The 18,214-nt window shown below is 41.4% G+C and carries 19 protein-coding genes; 11 read left to right on the top strand and 8 right to left on the bottom strand.

Annotation, left to right across the window (positions count from 1 at the left end; all coding sequences use genetic code 11):
* The first annotated feature begins 16 nt into the window (after window positions 1-16).
* The gene (locus tag NAF01_RS13430) at window positions 17-1,144 is read left to right on the top strand and encodes an NAD(P)/FAD-dependent oxidoreductase (protein ID WP_250800440.1); all 1,128 of its coding nucleotides are present in this window, start codon (window positions 17-19) and stop codon (window positions 1,142-1,144) included.
* 58 nt (window positions 1,145-1,202) lie between these two features.
* On the opposite strand, the gene NAF01_RS13425 is transcribed toward NAF01_RS13430, so the two are convergent.
* The 5 genes from NAF01_RS13425 to NAF01_RS13405 form a co-directional block, all read right to left on the bottom strand.
* The gene (locus NAF01_RS13425; protein WP_113884848.1) at window positions 1,203-1,340 is read right to left on the bottom strand and encodes a YvrJ family protein; all 138 of its coding nucleotides are present in this window, start codon (window positions 1,338-1,340) and stop codon (window positions 1,203-1,205) included.
* A 67-nt stretch (window positions 1,341-1,407) separates the two neighbouring features.
* On the bottom strand, window positions 1,408-1,626 hold the full coding sequence (locus NAF01_RS13420; protein WP_250800438.1) for a DUF2922 domain-containing protein: 219 nt from the start codon (window positions 1,624-1,626) through the stop codon (window positions 1,408-1,410).
* A gap of 42 nt (window positions 1,627-1,668) precedes the next feature.
* On the bottom strand, window positions 1,669-1,887 hold the full coding sequence (locus tag NAF01_RS13415; RefSeq protein WP_048009201.1) for a DUF1659 domain-containing protein: 219 nt from the start codon (window positions 1,885-1,887) through the stop codon (window positions 1,669-1,671).
* A 62-nt stretch (window positions 1,888-1,949) separates the two neighbouring features.
* The gene (locus NAF01_RS13410; protein WP_197215766.1) at window positions 1,950-2,438 is read right to left on the bottom strand and encodes a sigma-70 family RNA polymerase sigma factor; all 489 of its coding nucleotides are present in this window, start codon (window positions 2,436-2,438) and stop codon (window positions 1,950-1,952) included.
* A 185-nt stretch (window positions 2,439-2,623) separates the two neighbouring features.
* Complete coding sequence (locus NAF01_RS13405; RefSeq protein WP_250800437.1) at window positions 2,624-3,430, bottom strand: hypothetical protein; 807 nt, start codon at window positions 3,428-3,430, stop codon at window positions 2,624-2,626.
* 503 nt (window positions 3,431-3,933) lie between these two features.
* Here NAF01_RS13405 and NAF01_RS13400 point away from each other — a divergent pair.
* The 5 genes from NAF01_RS13400 to NAF01_RS13380 all read left to right on the top strand — a co-directional run bounded on the left by NAF01_RS13400 (window position 3,934) and on the right by NAF01_RS13380 (window position 8,881).
* Window positions 3,934-4,329, top strand: coding sequence for a hypothetical protein (locus NAF01_RS13400; RefSeq protein WP_250800435.1), 396 nt, complete (start codon window positions 3,934-3,936; stop codon window positions 4,327-4,329).
* 700 nt (window positions 4,330-5,029) lie between these two features.
* Window positions 5,030-7,270, top strand: a complete 2,241-nt coding sequence (locus tag NAF01_RS13395) for an ATP-binding cassette domain-containing protein (protein ID WP_250800433.1) — start codon at window positions 5,030-5,032, stop codon at window positions 7,268-7,270.
* Window positions 7,271-7,344: 74 nt separating this feature from the next.
* Window positions 7,345-8,103 carry a GNAT family N-acetyltransferase gene (locus NAF01_RS13390; protein WP_250800431.1) on the top strand — a complete coding sequence of 253 codons (759 nt, stop codon included), beginning with the start codon at window positions 7,345-7,347 and terminating at the stop codon, window positions 8,101-8,103.
* On the top strand, window positions 8,100-8,447 hold the full coding sequence (locus tag NAF01_RS13385; RefSeq protein WP_248347599.1) for a DUF3221 domain-containing protein: 348 nt from the start codon (window positions 8,100-8,102) through the stop codon (window positions 8,445-8,447). Before NAF01_RS13390 ends, NAF01_RS13385 begins: the two co-directional genes overlap by 4 nt.
* 32 nt (window positions 8,448-8,479) lie before the next feature.
* A complete protein-coding gene (locus NAF01_RS13380) occupies window positions 8,480-8,881 on the top strand; it encodes a hypothetical protein (protein ID WP_250800430.1) in 402 nt (133 codons plus the stop codon).
* Window positions 8,882-8,970: 89 nt separating this feature from the next.
* Here NAF01_RS13380 and NAF01_RS13375 read toward each other — a convergent pair whose 3' ends face one another.
* Window positions 8,971-10,152 carry an ROK family transcriptional regulator gene (locus tag NAF01_RS13375; protein ID WP_250800428.1) on the bottom strand — a complete coding sequence of 394 codons (1,182 nt, stop codon included), beginning with the start codon at window positions 10,150-10,152 and terminating at the stop codon, window positions 8,971-8,973.
* A gap of 188 nt (window positions 10,153-10,340) precedes the next feature.
* Here NAF01_RS13375 and xylA point away from each other — a divergent pair, with 188 nt between their 5' ends.
* The 4 genes from xylA (at window position 10,341) to xylE (ending at window position 15,819) form a co-directional block, all read left to right on the top strand.
* On the top strand, window positions 10,341-11,672 hold the full coding sequence (xylA, locus tag NAF01_RS13370) for a xylose isomerase (RefSeq protein ID WP_250800426.1): 1,332 nt from the start codon (window positions 10,341-10,343) through the stop codon (window positions 11,670-11,672).
* 100 nt (window positions 11,673-11,772) lie between these two features.
* Window positions 11,773-13,275, top strand: coding sequence for a xylulokinase (gene xylB / locus NAF01_RS13365; RefSeq protein ID WP_222501896.1), 1,503 nt, complete (start codon window positions 11,773-11,775; stop codon window positions 13,273-13,275).
* Between the two features lie 21 nt (window positions 13,276-13,296).
* Window positions 13,297-14,331 carry an aldose epimerase family protein gene (locus tag NAF01_RS13360; RefSeq protein ID WP_222501898.1) on the top strand — a complete coding sequence of 345 codons (1,035 nt, stop codon included), beginning with the start codon at window positions 13,297-13,299 and terminating at the stop codon, window positions 14,329-14,331.
* An 87-nt stretch (window positions 14,332-14,418) separates the two neighbouring features.
* Window positions 14,419-15,819 carry a D-xylose transporter XylE gene (xylE, locus tag NAF01_RS13355; protein WP_163139852.1) on the top strand — a complete coding sequence of 467 codons (1,401 nt, stop codon included), beginning with the start codon at window positions 14,419-14,421 and terminating at the stop codon, window positions 15,817-15,819.
* A gap of 114 nt (window positions 15,820-15,933) precedes the next feature.
* Here xylE and NAF01_RS13350 read toward each other — a convergent pair whose 3' ends face one another.
* Window positions 15,934-16,308 (bottom strand): metal-dependent transcriptional regulator, encoded by a 375-nt coding sequence (locus NAF01_RS13350; protein ID WP_250800424.1) that lies wholly within the window; start codon window positions 16,306-16,308, stop codon window positions 15,934-15,936.
* A 131-nt stretch (window positions 16,309-16,439) separates the two neighbouring features.
* On the opposite strand from NAF01_RS13350, the gene NAF01_RS13345 reads away from it, so the two are divergent.
* A complete protein-coding gene (locus NAF01_RS13345; RefSeq protein ID WP_250800423.1) occupies window positions 16,440-17,165 on the top strand; it encodes a ZIP family metal transporter in 726 nt (241 codons plus the stop codon).
* 102 nt (window positions 17,166-17,267) lie between these two features.
* On the opposite strand, the gene NAF01_RS13340 is transcribed toward NAF01_RS13345, so the two are convergent.
* Entirely contained in the window at window positions 17,268-18,206 is a 939-nt protein-coding gene (locus NAF01_RS13340) for a metal ABC transporter substrate-binding protein (protein WP_250800421.1), read from the bottom strand.
* Window positions 18,207-18,214 lie beyond the last annotated feature (8 nt).

Here is an 18,214-nt window from a genome sequence, read left to right as displayed (position 1 = left end):
AGGAGGGAGTTCAGCCATGAAAATAGCCGTCATAGGCGCCGGAATCGTCGGTACAAGTGCAGCCTATCAACTCTCCAGAGAAGGTGCAGAGGTTGTCATTATTGATAAGGCACACCAGGGACAGGCAACTGCTGCAGGGGCAGGAATCATTTGCCCGTGGATTTCCAGAATACATGATAAAGACTGGTACACCATTGCAAAACGAGGAGCTCTTTACTATCCATCTTTAATAGCAAATCTTAAACAAGATGGTGAAGAGAATTTTGGTTATGGAATGGTAGGAGCTATGGCAGTCAGCAGCAGTTCTGATGAGCTGGATGAGATCGAACAAAGTGTTCGTCAAAAAAAAGCTGAAACCCCTGAGGTAGGGAAGATTACGAGATTAACAGCAGCGGAAGCCAGGGAACTTTATCCGCCGCTCAGGGAGGATCTGCAGGCTGTCCATGTTACGGGTGCAGCGAGATTGGATGGCAGGCTGTTAAGAGACGCTATGCTAAATGGCGCAAAAAAACATGGTGCTGCCATGATTGAAGGTGAAGGTGACCTTGTATTTCATAGTAATAAGGTTACAGGAGTAAAAGTGAACGGGGATGTCATTGCTGCCGATGCAGTTATCGTTACTGCAGGTGCATGGGCTAAGGACTTACTTGCACCATTGGGCATTGATCTTAAAATCGAACCCCAGCGCGGGCAAATTGCCCATCTGGAAATGAACAGTGTGGACACTTCCAGGTGGCCGGTTGTCCTTCCGCAAAGCACTCATTACTTAGTAGCTTTCGACCATTCAAAAGTGGTGGCTGGAGCTACCAGGGAAACGGGATCCGGGTTTGATTATAGACTGACGGCGGCAGGTGTGAAAGAAGTTCTGGATGAAGCATTAACAGTTGCACCAGGATTAGCTGGAAGCACTCTAAAAGAAGTAAGGATTGGCTTCCGTCCAGCTGGACCTGATATCTTGCCGCTGCTGGGTACGATTCCTGCTGCAGAGGGGCTGGTTATCGCAACAGGATTAGGGGCATCAGGGCTTACAATGGGACCTTACGTGGGCACCATGGCTGCAGATCTTGCATTGAAAAGGGAGTTGGAACTAGATCTGTCACCCTATGATCCATTAAGAAAAGGCTTGGAAGCAGGAATAAAGTGAGTCTAGTTAGATAAACAGGAGCTGCCATATTGTTTTTATGGCAGCATATTTGTTTTTCCTATTCCTTCAACCGATCCGGCAATCCCTGAATGGAAGACACCACAACATCAAGCTTCGCTTCGATCCGGTTCAGCAGGAAAAAGGTGACAACGATCGGGAAGCCGAGTTCGCTGATCAATGTGACCATCTGTTCCACGGCAGCTGCTCCTTTCTGGTGAGTATTGTAAAAATGGCCGGGTTCCAAGGAATCCGGCCACTGATGATTATACTAATTCATATTCAGTTACATTCCGTTCAACTAATCTAGCACTTTCCGCTAAAACCAAATCTCCGCCATTGCCTTCAAATGCATTGGCAGCAATGATTTGCTCCATGGCTGCTTTTACCGCATCAGGATCAATGGGTTCAATCGGGTTATCAACAGAAAGTTTTGTTGGCTTGCCCAGTTCAGAGATGAAAGTCATTTCTAATGATTTAGCCATTTAATATTCCCTCCTTATGTTTTTGGTTTTTTAATAGTTTGTTTAGCCTAAAATATCGAAGCTGTCATTTCTGTTGATTTCAGCTAATGGATAGCTGCTAAGTCCGGCGATCGCCTGTCCCACCGTGAAAAGCTGATCTGCTGTGGCCGATTGCTTTACGCCGCTGTAGGTTTTTGATTTGTGAACCGGCTTGCCCTGCCCATTAAGGCCTGTTTCAAATACCAGGCGAAGTTTGGAATCAGTGATAATTGCTTGTGCCATCTTGGATCACCTCCTTTCACCATTTATATATATTTTTGAGGGGGAAAAGGACAGGGTGAATTTTAATTAAACTGCATTATTTTCTTCAGCTTCTCACGGGCACCTTGCCGCCAGTTTTTGACTGCAGACAGGGAGACCCGTTCTTTTTCAGCAATTTCCCTGACAGACAGCCCATCGCATAAAGTATAGTGGAGCCATTTCATTTGGTTTTCAGATAACATTCCGCATTTTTTGTAAAGTTCCTGTGTGAGCTCTGGGCTTGGGACTGGTGAGGTGTCTTCGATGAATTCCCAGAAGTCTGCTTCCGGATAGATATATCGATCAATCTGCTTTGTTTGTCTCGTTAATTCCATCATCATATGTCCTTTTACCATACTGTAAGCGTAGGAAAGGAAGGTCCCTTTTTCATCGTCATGATTTTTCCACGCCTGCCAAAGTGTGATTAAACCCAGCTGGTGGAATTCCTCAGTATTTTTATAGATGTTCAATTTATGCATGATATCATGAATCATAGGTTCATATTGTGCTGATATCTGTTCAAAACTCTCCATGAAAATGTCCCTTCAAGGAAAGCGCGCTCTCTGTGTATTCCCGGGTAGCTCAAACATATCCTGACAGCTAATTTTTTACGAATCCAGCAAAAGTCGTAAATCGGCCTTTTACTCCCCCTAAGTCCGGAGTTAAGGGGTCTAAGTCTGAAGTTAGGGGGTCTAACTCCCAGCAAAGGGGCAGTTAGCTACTTTTTGTAAAAAAAATTTAGCGAAAAGGCATTGTCTTCAGCCGGAAACCCCATTTCATGCAATTCTTCAAAGTATTTTTCTTCAAATTTCTTATTCAGGATTCCATAGAAATAAGCAGCGGGCTTAGCAATGGCGCTGGTTTTCATTTTCCTGATCAGCTGCTTAAAGGAATGGATGGCTGTTTCTAAAATAGTGTTCAACTCACAATTATTTTTATAGGCTGCAAGTGATGCCATTCTCCAAAACTCCTCTATCTGCTTGGCTTCAGAAAAAAAGCACTTTACGGTGCTGCTAAATGATTGTGGTACACGGTCACTCGTAAAAGTGTGATCAAGGACGGTTTCGTTACGTTTAGTAATCTTTTGATTTTTATTAGTTTTAGAAAGATTGATAGTTTTATTAGGGCGGTCCAATTTATCCTTCTTAGGTGGTTCACTCTTTGGAAAACGATTAAAAACATATAAATTGCTGGACTGTGAGCCGTTTTTTCTCTCAGTTTCATGAACAGTAAAAATACCGATCTCTGCTGCCTTGGCAATCATTCTTTTAAAAGTTGAGCGGGAAATACCATTGCCGTTATATTCTTCGTGAATCGCTTTTAATACAGTGCCAATCTTGGCATTAGATACCCCCGGGATTTTCGCAGCAAAACGAACCAGCCTCTTTAAACCAGCCAGCTCACCCTTAGAAAACTTGTCCTTATGCACCGATAGCCACATTTCCAAATGGGCATTAAACTCCTGAAGATCTTTAAACTGAGAAAACTGTTCAAACTGGTCCACACTGCCTGATTTCAAATTCATAAAAATGCACCACCCTTTCACCTTCTATATATAAATCAAGGGGGGACTTGGGCAGGGTGGTTTTGGAAACGGTGTGACAGATTTGTGAACGGGGGTTTTGTTAAGTGTGATGGAAAATTTATAGAGGCGAAAATGAGGAAAACATAGAAAAAATATATCGCCGTGAGAGGCTCATGATTCTGAAAAAGAGAAGGCAGAAGTAAAAACGAGGCATAGGAGGTCCATGCCTTTAATTGGCCCCATATTACATATCCTATTTCCTTGACAATGATAATCATTTTCATTTAAAATAGATTTTATCAATGATAATCATTATCACTAGAGTTAAATTACATACTACATTCAAGATGAAGGAGGGAGCTAAGTCGATTGAACAATATATTTGCGGCTGGTGCGGTTATCTAGCGGATATGGAAGCTGATGAATGTAACGATGGCAGCTGCCCTTGCTGCGGTTTGGCTCTTATCGGAGCAGCTGAATTTGACATGTGGGAGAGTTGAATAATGAGTGAACTTTATATCGCAATAGAGCAATTTGACCATCAAGTCGATTGCTTTTGTCCTGATGCTGATCATGTGAATATATTGCACTTTCAAAAGGGTGATTTAATTGAGGTTACTCCTGACCGAAAATACACATTTTTGGGATGGTATGCGCTTGTGGTGATTAATGGACAGCAGGCTTTTTACATGGCAATTGAGGATATAGAGAGATATTTTAGAAATGAATACATATCATCTCAGTTAGATATAGATTTGAAAATCAATTATCTGCAATATAAAATAGATCAGGATTTAGAAGCGGGGGACAGGGACTCATTTGCTGAGAATAGCAGAAAGCTTAGCGAAACCTGGAGCCTGAAAGAGGAATTGGAATATTACATAGCAAAGGCCATTTAATCTGAATAAAAACATAAAGCTGGCGTGAGAGCGTTAGCTTTTTTTAAGTCTCCAGTTACTCGTTTGCAGCCAAGTAATGGAAAAATTGCTTTACTATTATATGATTGTTTGCCATATTGACACCATTCATCAGTTTTTATATTCGCAATACCTCCTATCCTGAATTTTGCTGCGCTCTTGAACAGCTTCAGAGACTTATAGAAGAACAGGGAGGAACATTTGTCGGGAATTTCCCGAGAATAAAATTCAATTCGGAACAGGAAGTGAAGCCCTTTGTTCTCCATTGGGAAAACTGCTGCTCAGTATTTCAAAAAAAATTCCCCCATGGGGAATGAAAGAGCAACTCATTATTTTGATTTTTTCTCATTCGACTTTTCCTTTTGAAGCTTTTCTTTTTCAAGACGCTCCGCATCCTTCTTGAACGCCTCCATCGCTTTGTAAAAAAGGAGAGTCATCGTTTTTCACCTCCTTGTCCTTTTACTTCGTTAATTTCTTACATTTTCCTTTGGAATTTCAATAATTGTTAACATTTGGCAGGTATTCATGGGTTTTAAGAGAATTCATTTTTAAAGGTAATGCGCTTACGTTTTTTTAAAAATAATTAAAGAATATTATTGCAATTTGTTTCCCACTATTGGTATGATAATTCTCCGCGCCAAATACATACATACAAAAAATGAAATCAAAAGGAGCTGATTGTGTGAAGCAGGAATTCATCGAAATTTTCAATGCCAGAGTAAACAACCTAAAGAATATTAATCTGCATATTCCAAAAGGAAAGATTACAATCTTTACAGGTGTCTCCGGTTCCGGCAAATCATCCATTGTTTTTGATACGATTGCCCAGGAGGCAGGCCGCCAGTTAAATGAGACGTACAGCAGTTTTCAGCGGATTTTTCTTCCAAAATATAGCCGTCCGGAAGCAGATGAAATTAACAATCTTTCTACTGCCGTTGTAGTCGATCAAAAACGGCTCGGCGGAAATGCACGATCCACACTTGGAACCGCTACAGATATTAATCCTCTTCTTCGCCTGTTATTCTCCCGATTTGCAGATCCTCATATAGGGTACAGCAACGCCTATTCCTTTAACGATCCCAGCGGCATGTGTCCGACATGTGAAGGGATTGGGAGAATTATTACACTCAATCTTGATGCTGCTCTTGATAAGGAAAAAAGCTTATATGAAGGTGCTATTCTGCTTCCGGGTTTTGGACCTGGAACATGGCAATGGAAAGCGTATGCGGAATCCGGATTCTTCGATATTGATAAGAAAATTAAGGATTATACAGAAGAAGAATTTAATAAGCTTATCCATACGGAGCCGCAAAAAGTAACAGTCAGTTATATGAATAATGATATGAATGCAACCTATGAGGGCCTTGCAGTCAAATTCATGCGTCAGCATGTCAAGAGGGACAAAGAGACTTCAAAGGCTGGCGAGAAGCTCCTGAAGAATTTCAGCACCATGACTGATTGCCCGTCATGCGGAGGAAAACGCTACAATGAAAAGGTGCTTTCATCCACAATCAAAGGCTATACCATCCATGACCTGACATTCATGCAATTAGATCAGCTAATCCAAACGCTTCCACAGATTACTTCACCTGAAGCAAAGCCAATTCTTGACGGGATCATGGAGCGATTGCAAAACCTTTGTGAGATTGGACTTGGCTATATGGATCTGACAAGGGAAACGCCAACACTATCGGGCGGTGAATCCCAAAGGGTGAAAATGGTAAAATATTTATCCAGTAACTTAACCGGCTTAATGTACATATTTGATGAACCCAGCACCGGCCTGCATCCGCGGGATGTCTACCGGTTAAATGAATTGCTGATTCGGCTGAGGGACAGAGGCAATACCGTTTTAGTTGTCGAGCATGATCCGGACGTCATCCAAATAGCCGACCATATCGTTGATGTGGGGCCGCATGCGGGAACACACGGGGGAGAGATCATGTATACCGGAAGTTATCAGGATTTCTTTTCTTCTGATACATTAACTGCCAATTACTTAAACCGCAGTGCAGAGATCAACACGAATCCGCGACCGGTTTCCGAGTTTATGGAAAGCAGGAAAAGCAGCCTGCATAATTTAAAGAATGTGAGTCTTTCTGTTCCTAAAGGGGTTTTTACGGTTATAACAGGGGTAGCAGGATCCGGGAAAAGCACTCTTGTGAATGAAGTGTTTGCAAAAGATTTTCCGGAGGCCATCCGGATTGACCAAAGCCCGGTCCATGCCAACATCCGGTCCAATCCGGCAACTTTCACCGGCATTATGAATTCGATTCGAAAATCTTTCTCTGATGCCAATGGAGTGGAAAGCGGATTATTCAGCTACAACTCGACCGGGGGATGTCCAACATGCGGGGGGACCGGTACGGTTGAAATCAATTTATCTTTTATGGATGCAATGGAAGTCGAATGCAGTGACTGTCATGGAAGCCGTTTTAGGCAGGACGTGCTCCAGTACCTATATAAGGGCAAAAATATTGTTGAAATCATGGAGATGTCTATAGCGGACGCTGTGGAGTTCTTTGAAGCAAAAGACATTCAGAGAAAACTCAAAGCCCTGGAAACAGTCGGTCTTGGCTACTTGTCACTGGGACAGCCGCTGAACACCCTGTCAGGTGGCGAATGTCAAAGACTAAAGCTTGCAAAGGAACTGAATACGAAAGGAAACATTTATATACTTGATGAACCAACGACGGGATTGCATATGTCCGATGTCGCCAATATTCTGGAAATCATTAATAAATTGGTGGAAAAGGGCAATACCGTAATCGTCATCGAACATAATCTCGACGTTATCCGGAAAAGTGATTGGATCGTGGATCTAGGTCCTGATGGAGGTGCAGGGGGCGGTGAAATTCTGTACGAAGGTCCGCCGGCAGGAATTTTGGAATGTGAGCGTTCGGTTACTGCACAGCATCTATAATGGAAAGAGTTTCAAATGGCCATGGGATTTTCTCAATGGCCATTTTCTTTTTCGGTTTAATGGAGGTGATTACAATGGATGAACTATTAAAAGACCTGAAAGAAGCAGGGGTACACAGTATTAAAGGTGATTCAGAAATTATTCTGGAAATCTTTCAGGATGAACGAATAAGTCCCAATAAAGTAGATTACTTAATAAATAGGCTTCTTACCATGGATGAAAGCAGAATTAAAAAAGTAAAGCTTGAGTGCACACAAGGAATCCTGGATAAATTAGTGCTCACTCGAGGAAAAATGAGTGTGATTGGTGAAAGAGTTATTTTTAAAAAGTCTTTTGCAGAATGTGAGATAGAAACTGTCCCTCATTATGAAGTTTGGCCGCTCCTTAACAAAAGTTCCGTTATTTTTTTATCTGAAGTTATGAATTTTACTAATGAGCAAACTGCAAACTTTTTAAAGAGCATGGAGACAGAGCTCCCAGAACAGGCTGATAAAATGTTTACCGTTTATACTGTTAATTCAGAACCGGCTGGAGCCGTTTTTCCTCATTTGGAACCTGACCGGGACCGGGAAGGAAGGATGTTTTGGATCGGCATCCACCCTGATTTCAAGGGTAAAGGGTATGGTAAGAACCTGCATTTAATAGGGCTTCATAGATTGCAGTATGAATTTAAAGCTGAAAAATATCTCGGGGCAACCCAGGCTGAAAATGCCGCAATGAGAAAAATAATGGAAGCGAATGGATGTACACAGGATAGCAATTCTGTTATTTCCTTAGTGTATTCATTTTCGGGATGCTGTAAGAAAACACAATTGGAGAGAATAGAACAATGAAAAGAGCATTAGCTATTTTTATCTTAATTATTGTATTGCTGCTGCTTTGGTTTATAGGGATATTAAGTCAGCAGGCTCAGGTGAATGAGGGAACGGCAGCAATGGAAGGAACAATCGTCATGAAAGAGAATGTAATACTGCTTATTGAAGATAAGGGGTTTACGGAGACAGATGCAAAAGCACGATCCGTTGATGAATTAATAGGAAAATATAAATCTGTCTATAAGTTGAATAATGCTGTTTTAACAGGTTTAAAGGGTGGAGATAAAGTGAAAATCTGGTACTCAGAAATACTGGAATCCTTCCCGGCACAAGTCAAGGTGTTAAAAATAGAGAAGTTGTAATAGAAAGAACGTTTTTGAAGGGGTTTTTCAAAATGGAACAATACACAGGCTTTTTCGTTACACTGATGCTTATTTTTATAATTGTCGTTTTCAGCAAGTATATTGTCTGGTGGGTAAAAAGTGTCATTGTGGCTTACTATATTGTGGTTTCCTATTATTTTATTACCGTTAAAAACAGGATTGATAAGGAATTCGAAGGAATATCCCCAGTGCCTGATACTTATTGGGACCAGAACTCAGGTTGGGTTGACACAATCACAAATTATCTATTCCTTCCGCTTGCAGCGATTCTGGTTTTCATTTATGTTAAGTGGTTTACCAAAACGCAGAGCAGGAAGGCTAAAATTCTTATTCTTATTAGTTTGATTCCATCTTCTTTTCTGTTTATGTTTTTCCTTTTTTTATTTTCGTTTGCATACGGCTACAGGCCCTGAGGAGGGGAAATACAAAAAAAGAATGTTCCGAACGCATCCGGGACATTCTTTTTATTTTTAGCGAGTCAGTTTAAGGCCAATCAGGCAGTCTATTTATTCAAATTTTCCTGCAGGTCCGAGTTCAGAAAGTTTTCTGTGGCATAAGCTGATGCCCCAAGTGCGGTGGAGTAGATCGATAAATCTGCAAATGTAATGTTTAAGTTTTCCTGGTTAAATCTTAAGGAACGATTCTCGACAACTTCCATTATCGATTCCAGTAAAAATTCTTTGGCAATGGCTAAGCGATTTCCAATGATAATTTGTTCGGGGTTGAATGTATTGATGATATTATTTATGCCAATGCCGAGGCTTCGGCCAATTTGACGGAACAGATCCTTTACTTCCTCATCTTCTTCCGCCATTTCAACTAATGACTCCAGGTTCAGATCATCCCGCTTTAAATTGGATTGAATATTCATTGCCTGGTTTAGCAATGCCTGTTCAGAAGCATACAATTCCCAGCAGCCTTTGCTGCCGCATCTGCATTCTTTTCCATCTAAATCAATTACCATATGGCCCATTTCACCGGAGAATCCTTCAGCACCACGATAGAGGCTGTTTTGTAAAATAAAGCCGACGCCTATGCCAATTCCTGCGCTTACATAAATGAGGTTTTCAAAATTTTTCCCGGCTCCAAAACGTTTTTCGCCGTACGCTCCGGCGTTTGCTTCGTTGTCGATGATAACGGGAAGGTGAAATTCTGCCACAATTTCTGCTTTTAAATTGATATCTGTCCAGCCCAGGTTAGGGGCAAGCAGGATATTGCTGCCTTCCTTATTTACGATTCCTGGTACACCAATACCGATTCCGATCACACCATATGGGCTCTCAGGGGTAAAGTCCAAAAGGGATTGGATGATTTCTTTTATAACAAGAACGGTTTCTTCATACCTCATGCTATTCATATGCTTCAAATTTTCGCTCACAATATTACCGGATAAATCAGTCATGACACCTAAAATATAGTTAACCCCTAAATCAATACCAATTGCATATCCAGCTTGTTCATTAAAGAGCAGCATCACCGGGCGGCGTCCGCCGCTCGATTTGCCCGGCCCTGTTTCGGAACAGATTTTTTCTTCTATCAGCTCGTTGACTAATGAGGAAACTGTCCCTTTTGTCAGTCCCAAATGCTGTGCGATATCCGCCCGGGAGATAGGGGATTGGTCGATGATCGTCTGCAGAACGCGTGATTTATTTTTCATTTTTACCAGCTGCTGATTCCAAGTCATTATTTTTCTCCTCAAATTCTCAATTTCTTTGTCTATTACAATCATATTCCATTTATACCATAATTAAAAATAAAAATAAAACTTAGTTCATTCGATAGACAAACTAAGTTTATGGTGTTAAAATCAACATGTAAACAAATGAAAGCGATAACACACAGAAAAATCAGTATAAATTGGAGGAATGAAAAATGAACTATTTCAAAAATGTGAGTGGAGTAAAATACGAAGGTCCAGATTCAAATAATCCATTAGCGTTTAAATATTATGATCCTGAAGAAATGATTAACGGCAAAAAAATGGAAGATTTTCTCCGTTTTGCAGTATCGTACTGGCATACGTTCACTGCGGAAGGCACAGATCCTTTCGGAGATGGAACAATGATCCGTTCATATGACAGATTTTCCGGAATGGATTTAGCCAAGGCACGTGTAGAAGCTTCCTTTGAATTCTATGAAAAACTGAACGTTCCATTTTTCTGTTTCCATGATGCTGATATTGCGCCTGAAGGGGATTCATTAAGGGAAACTTTTAAGAACTTAGATGAGATTACGGCCATGATTAAGGAATACATGAAATCCAGCAGTACAAAGCTATTATGGAATACCGCTAATATGTTTTCACATCCGCGCTGGCTGCACGGTGCGGCGACAGCGCCTAACGCTGATGTTTTTGCCTATGCTGCAGCAAAGGTGAAAAAGGGACTTGAAATCGGCAAGGAGCTGGGTGCTGAGAACTATGTATTCTGGGGCGGCCGCGAAGGCTACGAAACACTGCTGAATACGAACATGAAGCTTGAACTTGATAATCTTGCGCGTTTCTTCCATATGGCAATCGATTATGCAAACGAAATTGGATTTGACGCACAATTTCTAATCGAGCCAAAGCCGAAGGAGCCTACCAAACATCAATATGATTTTGATGTGGCAACCAGTTTATCATTCTTGCAATCTTACGGCTTAAAAGACTACTTCAAATTCAATATTGAAGCTAACCACGCGACCCTTGCCGGCCATACATTTGAGCATGAGCTGCAGACAGCACGCATAAATGGAATGCTTGGTTCAGTGGATGCCAACCAGGGAGATACCCTGCTGGGATGGGATACGGACGAATTCCCGACAGACATCTATTCCACATCACTCGCCATGGTTGAAATTCTTAAAAATGACGGTCTTGGAACAGGCGGCCTAAATTTTGATGCGAAGGTTCGAAGAGGATCATTTGATCCTGAGGATCTGTTCTATGCTCATATTGCAGGAATGGACACATTTGCGGTTGGTGCAAAAGTTGCACAGCGTTTAATCGAAGATAAAGTATTAGATAACTTTATTGCTGACAGATACAGCAGCTATACAGAAGGCATCGGTCTTGACATCGTTGAAGGAAAAGCAGACTTCCATAAGCTTGAGAAGCATGCCCTTCAGCTTGAAAGAATTGAAAACAAATCCGGAAGACAGGAACAGCTAAAAGCTATCTTAAATAAATACATTCTTGAAGCTTATGCGAGTGTAAAAGCATAAGAGATTAATAGAAAAGATTAAATGTACTGGGAACACGAAAGTGTCCCAGTACATTTTTAAAAAATAGCATACATTTCATTTATCAAAAGGATGATCAGCCATGAAATATGTAATCGGGATTGACCTTGGCACGAGCTCGGTAAAAGTTTTATTAATGAATCAAAAGGGAGAAGTATGCAGCGAAGTTTCCAGGTCTTATCCGCTCATTCATGGAAAGTCGGGTTATAGTGAACAGGATCCTGCTGAATGGGCTGATAAAACAGTCGATGCTCTTAAAGAACTTACAGAACAATTCGATGGAGATGCGGAAGACATACAGGGAATCAGTTTTTCAGGACAAATGCACGGTCTTGTTCTTCTTGATGAAGAGTATCATGTTTTGCGAAATGCGATCCTTTGGAATGATACACGTACAACAGAGCAGTGTAAGCAGATCTATGACTTGGCTGGTGAGAAGCGACTGCTGGAAATCACAAAGAATCCTGCACTGGAAGGTTTTACATTACCAAAATTACTTTGGGTGAAGCAATATGAGCCTGAAGTATTTGAAAAAGCGGCTGTATTTTTACTCCCTAAAGATTATCTGCGTTTTAAACTGACTGGAAAGATTCATAGTGAATATAGCGATGCCGCGGGCACTTTGCTCTTGGACGCCGGCCGGAAAATGTGGAGTGAAGAGATGTGCAAGCTGACAGGGATTGATATAAACATCTGTCCGCCACTTGTTGAATCTCATGAAAGTGTAGGGACTTTAAAGCCTGAGATTGCTGAGAAGACGGGATTATCTCCTTTAACGAAGGTATTTGCAGGAGGAGCTGACAATGCCTGCGGTGCGATCGGTTCAGGAATTCTGTCAAAAGGCAAAACATTATGCAGCATTGGCACATCAGGGGTCGTTTTATCCTATGAAGAACAAAATGACAAGGATTTTCAGGGGAAGGTCCATTATTTTAATCATGGTGAAGAAAATGCCTACTACACAATGGGTGTAACCCTGGCAGCGGGACATAGTTTGAGCTGGTTTAAAAATACGTTTGCAGAAAAGGATTCATTTGACTCCCTGCTGGCTGAAATAAGCGAGGTTCCGATTGGATCGAATGGTCTATTGTTTACCCCATATCTGGCCGGCGAGCGAACGCCATATGCAGATTCACAAATTAGGGGAAGCTTTATCGGCATGGACTCTTCACATAATCGAAACGACTTTGTACGATCGGTCATTGAAGGAATTACCTTTTCATTAAATGAATCAATTGAAATATTCAGGGAAAGCGGCAAGCTGATCGATACCGTCATTTCAATCGGCGGCGGAGCCAAAAGTGATGCCTGGCTGCAAATACAGGCAGATATCTTCAATAGCACCATTGTAAAGCTTTCAAGTGAGCAAGGCCCTGCTGTAGGTGCGGCAATGCTCGCGGCATACGGATGCAAGTGGTATGAATCTCTGGAAGCCTGTGCTGATGACTTCATTTCATACGAAAAAACGTATGTGCCGATACCTGAAAACGTTAAGAAATATCAGGAGCTTTTCCAGTTATACAAAGAGGTTTATGTACAAACCAGAAAACTGAATGAGGGATTGGCCGGTTTCAGGAAAAAGTAAGCTGTCTTGAGGGAGAAGGACATGAACATAACTGAAAGTATCTTTGGCGAGTTGAATGGACACATAATTAAATCTTATACAATCAGCAATGATCATGGAATGAGCGTATCGTGTATCGACTACGGGGGAATCATTACGGGAATATCTGTCCCTGATCGTGAAGGAAATATAGAGAATGTGATCCTGGGTTTTGACACACTTGAAGAATATATAAATCATTCACCATTCTTCGGCGCAATTATCGGAAGGGTTGCCGGAAGGATAGCAGGGTCGGACTTCACACTTGATGGAACTGCGTATAGTCTGCCGAAAAATGATGGGGAACACCACCTTCATGGAGGTGCAGGTTTTCACCAAGTGATTTGGGACTCGGCCGCCGAAAAGGGCTTGAATGAGGCAAACATCAAGTTCTCCTATATAAGTCCGGATGGAGAAGAAGGGTATCCCGGGACACTTGAGGTAACGGTAAACTATACACTGAACAATGATAATGAACTGGTCATTAGTTATGAAGCGATATCTGATATAAAAACGATCATCAATCTGACAAACCATACTTATTTTAACCTGAGCGGAGACTTAAAGCGGGACATTCTTGAACACGAGGTGACAATAAAAAGTGATCACTTTCTGGAGCTTGATGAAACATTGATTCCTACCGGGGAATTCATACATGTTGAAAATACCCCGTTTGATTTTAGGGCTGGTAAGAAAATCAAAGAAGGCGTAAAATCCGGACATCCGCAGAACATGCTTGCGGGCGGAGGCTATGATCATCCATTTCTATTGAATTCAGGTGAAATGACTGTAGTGGATTCTGCAAGCGGACGAAAATTGGCTGTGGAAACGGACAGGCCTAGTGTTGTTTTATATACAGCGAACATGCTTGGAAGCGATTTTAAAATCAGGGGTGTTCAGTCAAAAAGCCATTTAGGCCTATGTCTCGAAACACAATGTCCGCCTGATTCTGTTCATCATGAACATTTTCCTTCTATTGTCCTGGAGAAAAATGAAGTCTATAAAACAAAAACAAGTTTCAAGTTTCACGTTGTTTAATCATTTCGAATAGAAAGGAGTAAAGATAGATTTGAAAATAGGGAATTGTAAGCGCTCTATCCTGGTTCAAATCTGTCTTTAAAAACTATGAAACAGAATCGGAACTCTCTTTATATTGGTTCACTTACATTGGTTGCTGCGATAGGCGGTTTGCTTTTCGGATATGATACAGCAGTTATTTCAGGAGCTGAAAAGTCACTGGAAATTTATTTGATCGAGAGTTTGGGATTAGGGTCGCTGGCTCATGGGGCGACAACCTCCAGTGCCTTAATTGGCTGTATAATTGGCGGTTTAATATCCGGTTATTTTGCGTCGAAGTTTGGGCGCAAAAACTCGCTTATTGCTGCAGCTGTTCTTTTCTTCTTATCTGCTTTAGGCTCGGCTTTTCCTGAATTTTTATTTTTCACTAAAGGGGAACCGACCATCTCTTTATTGCTGACTTTTAATCTTTATCGCATTATTGGCGGTATTGGGGTAGGCTTGGCGTCAGCCATTGTTCCGATGTATATCGGTGAAATTGCACCTGCCGATATCCGCGGACGCCTGGTTTCATTCAATCAATTTATGATCATTTTCGGGATGCTTGTCGTGTACTTTGTCAACTGGGGCATTGCCAGCGGCCGTCCATTGGAATGGATCAATGATGTTGGCTGGAGGTACATGTTTGCATCAGAAGCTATTCCGGCACTTGCTTTTGGTCTGCTGCTGCTCCTGGTTCCGGAGACACCCCGTTACCTGGCCATTAAAAATCATGATGATAAGGCTCTAGCAGTCCTTACAAAAATTAATGGTGCAAGCGAGGCAAAAACGATCCTGGGTGAAATCAAAAAGTCGGTGGCAGCCTCAGCTAATGTTCCGGCAGAAAAGCTGTTTGCATATGGAAAATTAGTGATTGTAATAGGAATTCTGCTGTCTGTATTCCAGCAATTCGTCGGAATTAATGTGGCTCTCTACTATGCACCGCGTATCTTTGAAAGCATGGGAGCAGCAAAGGATGCCTCGATGCTGCAAACGATTGTCATGGGTATCATAAATGTCATCTTTACAGTTGTGGCCATTTTAACTGTAGATAAATGGGGGCGCAAGCCATTATTAATTACAGGATCCATTGGAATGGCAATCGGGATGTTTGGTGTTGCAGGAATGGCTTTTTCCAATATAATCGGCATGGGCACGTTAATTTTTATCATTGTTTACACAGCGTCTTTCATGCTTTCATGGGGGCCGATCTGCTGGGTATTGATCTCGGAAATTTTCCCTAACAAAATCCGCGGACAGGCAGTTGCGGTAGCTGTAGCAGCGCAATGGGCCGCAAACTATTTCATTTCATCGACTTATCCGATGATGATGGAATTCAGCGGCGGCTTAACTTACGGCTTCTATGGACTGATGAGTGTTCTTTCAGCCATTTTTGTATGGAAGTTTATACCTGAAACGAAAGGGAAGACTCTTGAGAATATGGAGAATTTCTGGAGAAAGACTGCTTGAGATGAATTAGCCTATTCCAATCGGGAATAGGCTGTTTTTCATTTTTAACATTTTTGCATTGATAGAAACTGTGTTGATTTGGATGAATAAATGAAAGCTTAGATAACTAATTCCTCAAACGTCCTTTATTCTGGACTCTAAAAAGCTCTTAATCTTTGTGGTCACTTCTGGACTAATATAGACTCCTATTTCTTTTACTTCCTCCATAATCTTTTCTTCTTTAACTCCAATATATTGATAAAACTCAATCAATGTCTTATGGGTATGCTCCAGCTGGCTTCCAATTTCTAATCCTTTTTCCGTTAATGTGACTGTTCTGTACGGCTGGAAATGTACGAAACCGCATTTTTTTAGTTTTGCAGCCATTTTTGAAGCAGACGAAACGGTCACATTAAGCAAGCCCGCAATATCTGATATAGTCGCATGTCCATATTTTCTTTCTAATTTATATATCTCTATTACATATCTTTTTATGCTTTTTAGCTCCAAGACATTTCACCTTCAATTCTTAAATTAAAGAATGGGAACCTGTTTATGCTTTACAGAGAAGTTTAAGTAAAGGGAAGCATGTTCAATAAAATTAAACATATGATGAAATAATAAGGTTGCGGAGGATTACCATGTCATTGATGCCTATTCTTTTTTCTTCGCTTTGTACAGGCTTAGGAGCACTGCCAATTTTTTTAATAAAAGATATTTCCCACAAAGGCAAGGATGTACTGCTTGCCTATACGGCTGGAATTATGGTGGCAGCTTCCGCTTATGGTCTAATTCCATCAGCTATTAAGCTTTCTAATCTTGCTGTCTTGGTCATTGGAATATTAGTTGGAACTTTTGTACTGACCTTGCTGGAAAGTGTTATCCCGCATGTTGATTTGGACAATTCCCGTCATTCATCGAAGCATGCACGTGTTGTATTATTGTTTTTAATAGCGATGTCACTTCATAATTTGCCTGAAGGTCTGTCAGTCGGAATAAGCAATGTAAGCAGCAGCCAGGATCTGGGGCCGCTTGTAGCTTTTGCAATTGGACTTCAAAATGTCCCTGACGGATTCCTGGTGGCCTTATTCCTGGTTACACAGAATATCAGCAGGTTCAAAGCCATTTTATTTGCGGCCCTGACAGGAATGATAGAATTATGTGCCGGATTAATAGGGATGTTTTTGGGCGGATCCTTTGAATATATCATTCCTTATGGACTTGCTTTCGCAGCAGGCTCTATGCTCTATGTGGTCTATAAAGAATTGATACCTGAAAGCCATGGAGATGGGAATGAGAGGGCATCTACACTGGCTTTTATTATGGGTTTTCTCTCCATGGTGGTTTTAACAGAATGGTTCAGATAATTTGGGTGCAGTGCTTTTGTCATGTCATTTATTATGAAAATGGACACCTCTCCAAACGGAAGAGGTGTCTTTGGTTTTTTTACAGTACTAATCTTTTATTTGTTACTTCGTCAAGCCTTCTCTAATGGTTTTAATATTCCATTCCATCATCGAGATGTACGTATCGCCATCTTCACCCGGCTTTGCCAGAGAGTCTGTAAACACTTTTCCCATGATCGGAACATTGGTTTCATCGGATACAGCTTCCATGCTTCTTGCATCTATGCTGGTTTCCAGGAATAGTCCTGTAATTCCTTTTTCATTAATAATATCTACAATTCTTGTAATTTGTTCTGGTGTTCCCTGGTTTTCCTGGTTGATTTCCCAGATGTATTCTGCCTGGAATCCGTAGGCTTCGCTGAAATATTTAAAAGCGCCTTCACTTGTTACGAGAACACGTTCGTTTTCTGGAATTTCATTAAATTGTTCGACCGCTTCATCATGCAGCTCCTGAAGCTTTGCAATATATTTTTCTGCGTTTTTTTCGTAAACCTCTTTGTTGTCTGGATCAGCTTTAATAAGTCCATCTCTGGCATTTTCCGCGTATTTGATCCCGTTCCGGATGTCGAGCCATGCATGGGGATCTTCTTCACTTTCCTTGCCTTTCGTGGTTAAGTGCATGGCCTCAACTCCTTTGCTCATCAGGAAGACCGGCGCATCTTCACCGTCTTTTCCGGCCGTTTCCATCAGCTTGTTGAACCATGAGTTGCCGGCCTCGAGATTCAGGCCGTTATAAAATACAGCATCTGCATCGGTTGTTTTTTGTACATCTTCAGGAAGCGGGTCATATTCGTGGGGATTGGAGCCGATTGGTGCCAGGCTATGAATCTCAACCAAATCTCCGCCTACACTTTTCACAATGTCATACACAATCGAATAGGTGGTGACAACGTGGATTTTTCCATCATCATTGGCAGTTGTGCTCTTACCGCTGCTACAGGCTGACAGGAATAACACAGAAAGAAGGGATGCAGCTAATAATAGAAAGCCTTTTTTAATCATAGTCTTAC

Origin of the sequence: Cytobacillus firmus (assembly GCF_023657595.1) — a bacterium.
Taxonomy (GTDB): Bacteria; Bacillota; Bacilli; order Bacillales; family Cytobacillaceae; genus Cytobacillus; species Cytobacillus firmus_B.
This window is presented reverse-complemented; position numbering and strand designations above follow the sequence as displayed.

Bases quoted from the DNA above. Each gene is read 5' to 3' on its own strand.
- xylE (WP_163139852.1), top strand. From the start codon at position 14,419: ATGAAACAGAATCGGAACTCTCTTTATATTGGTTCACTTACATTGGTT.
- NAF01_RS13380 (WP_250800430.1), top strand. From the start codon at position 8,480: ATGGAACAATACACAGGCTTTTTCGTTACACTGATGCTTATTTTTATA.
- NAF01_RS13405 (WP_250800437.1), bottom strand. From the start codon at position 3,430: ATGAATTTGAAATCAGGCAGTGTGGACCAGTTTGAACAGTTTTCTCAG.
- NAF01_RS13390 (WP_250800431.1), top strand. From the start codon at position 7,345: ATGGATGAACTATTAAAAGACCTGAAAGAAGCAGGGGTACACAGTATT.
- NAF01_RS13360 (WP_222501898.1), top strand. From the start codon at position 13,297: ATGAACATAACTGAAAGTATCTTTGGCGAGTTGAATGGACACATAATT.
- NAF01_RS13385 (WP_248347599.1), top strand. From the start codon at position 8,100: ATGAAAAGAGCATTAGCTATTTTTATCTTAATTATTGTATTGCTGCTG.
- NAF01_RS13400 (WP_250800435.1), top strand. From the start codon at position 3,934: ATGAGTGAACTTTATATCGCAATAGAGCAATTTGACCATCAAGTCGAT.
- NAF01_RS13420 (WP_250800438.1), bottom strand. From the start codon at position 1,626: ATGGCTAAATCATTAGAAATGACTTTCATCTCTGAACTGGGCAAGCCA.
- xylA (WP_250800426.1), top strand. From the start codon at position 10,341: ATGAACTATTTCAAAAATGTGAGTGGAGTAAAATACGAAGGTCCAGAT.
- NAF01_RS13430 (WP_250800440.1), top strand. From the start codon at position 17: ATGAAAATAGCCGTCATAGGCGCCGGAATCGTCGGTACAAGTGCAGCC.
- xylB (WP_222501896.1), top strand. From the start codon at position 11,773: ATGAAATATGTAATCGGGATTGACCTTGGCACGAGCTCGGTAAAAGTT.
- NAF01_RS13375 (WP_250800428.1), bottom strand. From the start codon at position 10,152: ATGACTTGGAATCAGCAGCTGGTAAAAATGAAAAATAAATCACGCGTT.
- NAF01_RS13415 (WP_048009201.1), bottom strand. From the start codon at position 1,887: ATGGCACAAGCAATTATCACTGATTCCAAACTTCGCCTGGTATTTGAA.
- NAF01_RS13410 (WP_197215766.1), bottom strand. From the start codon at position 2,438: ATGGAGAGTTTTGAACAGATATCAGCACAATATGAACCTATGATTCAT.
- NAF01_RS13340 (WP_250800421.1), bottom strand. From the start codon at position 18,206: ATGATTAAAAAAGGCTTTCTATTATTAGCTGCATCCCTTCTTTCTGTG.
- NAF01_RS13345 (WP_250800423.1), top strand. From the start codon at position 16,440: ATGTCATTGATGCCTATTCTTTTTTCTTCGCTTTGTACAGGCTTAGGA.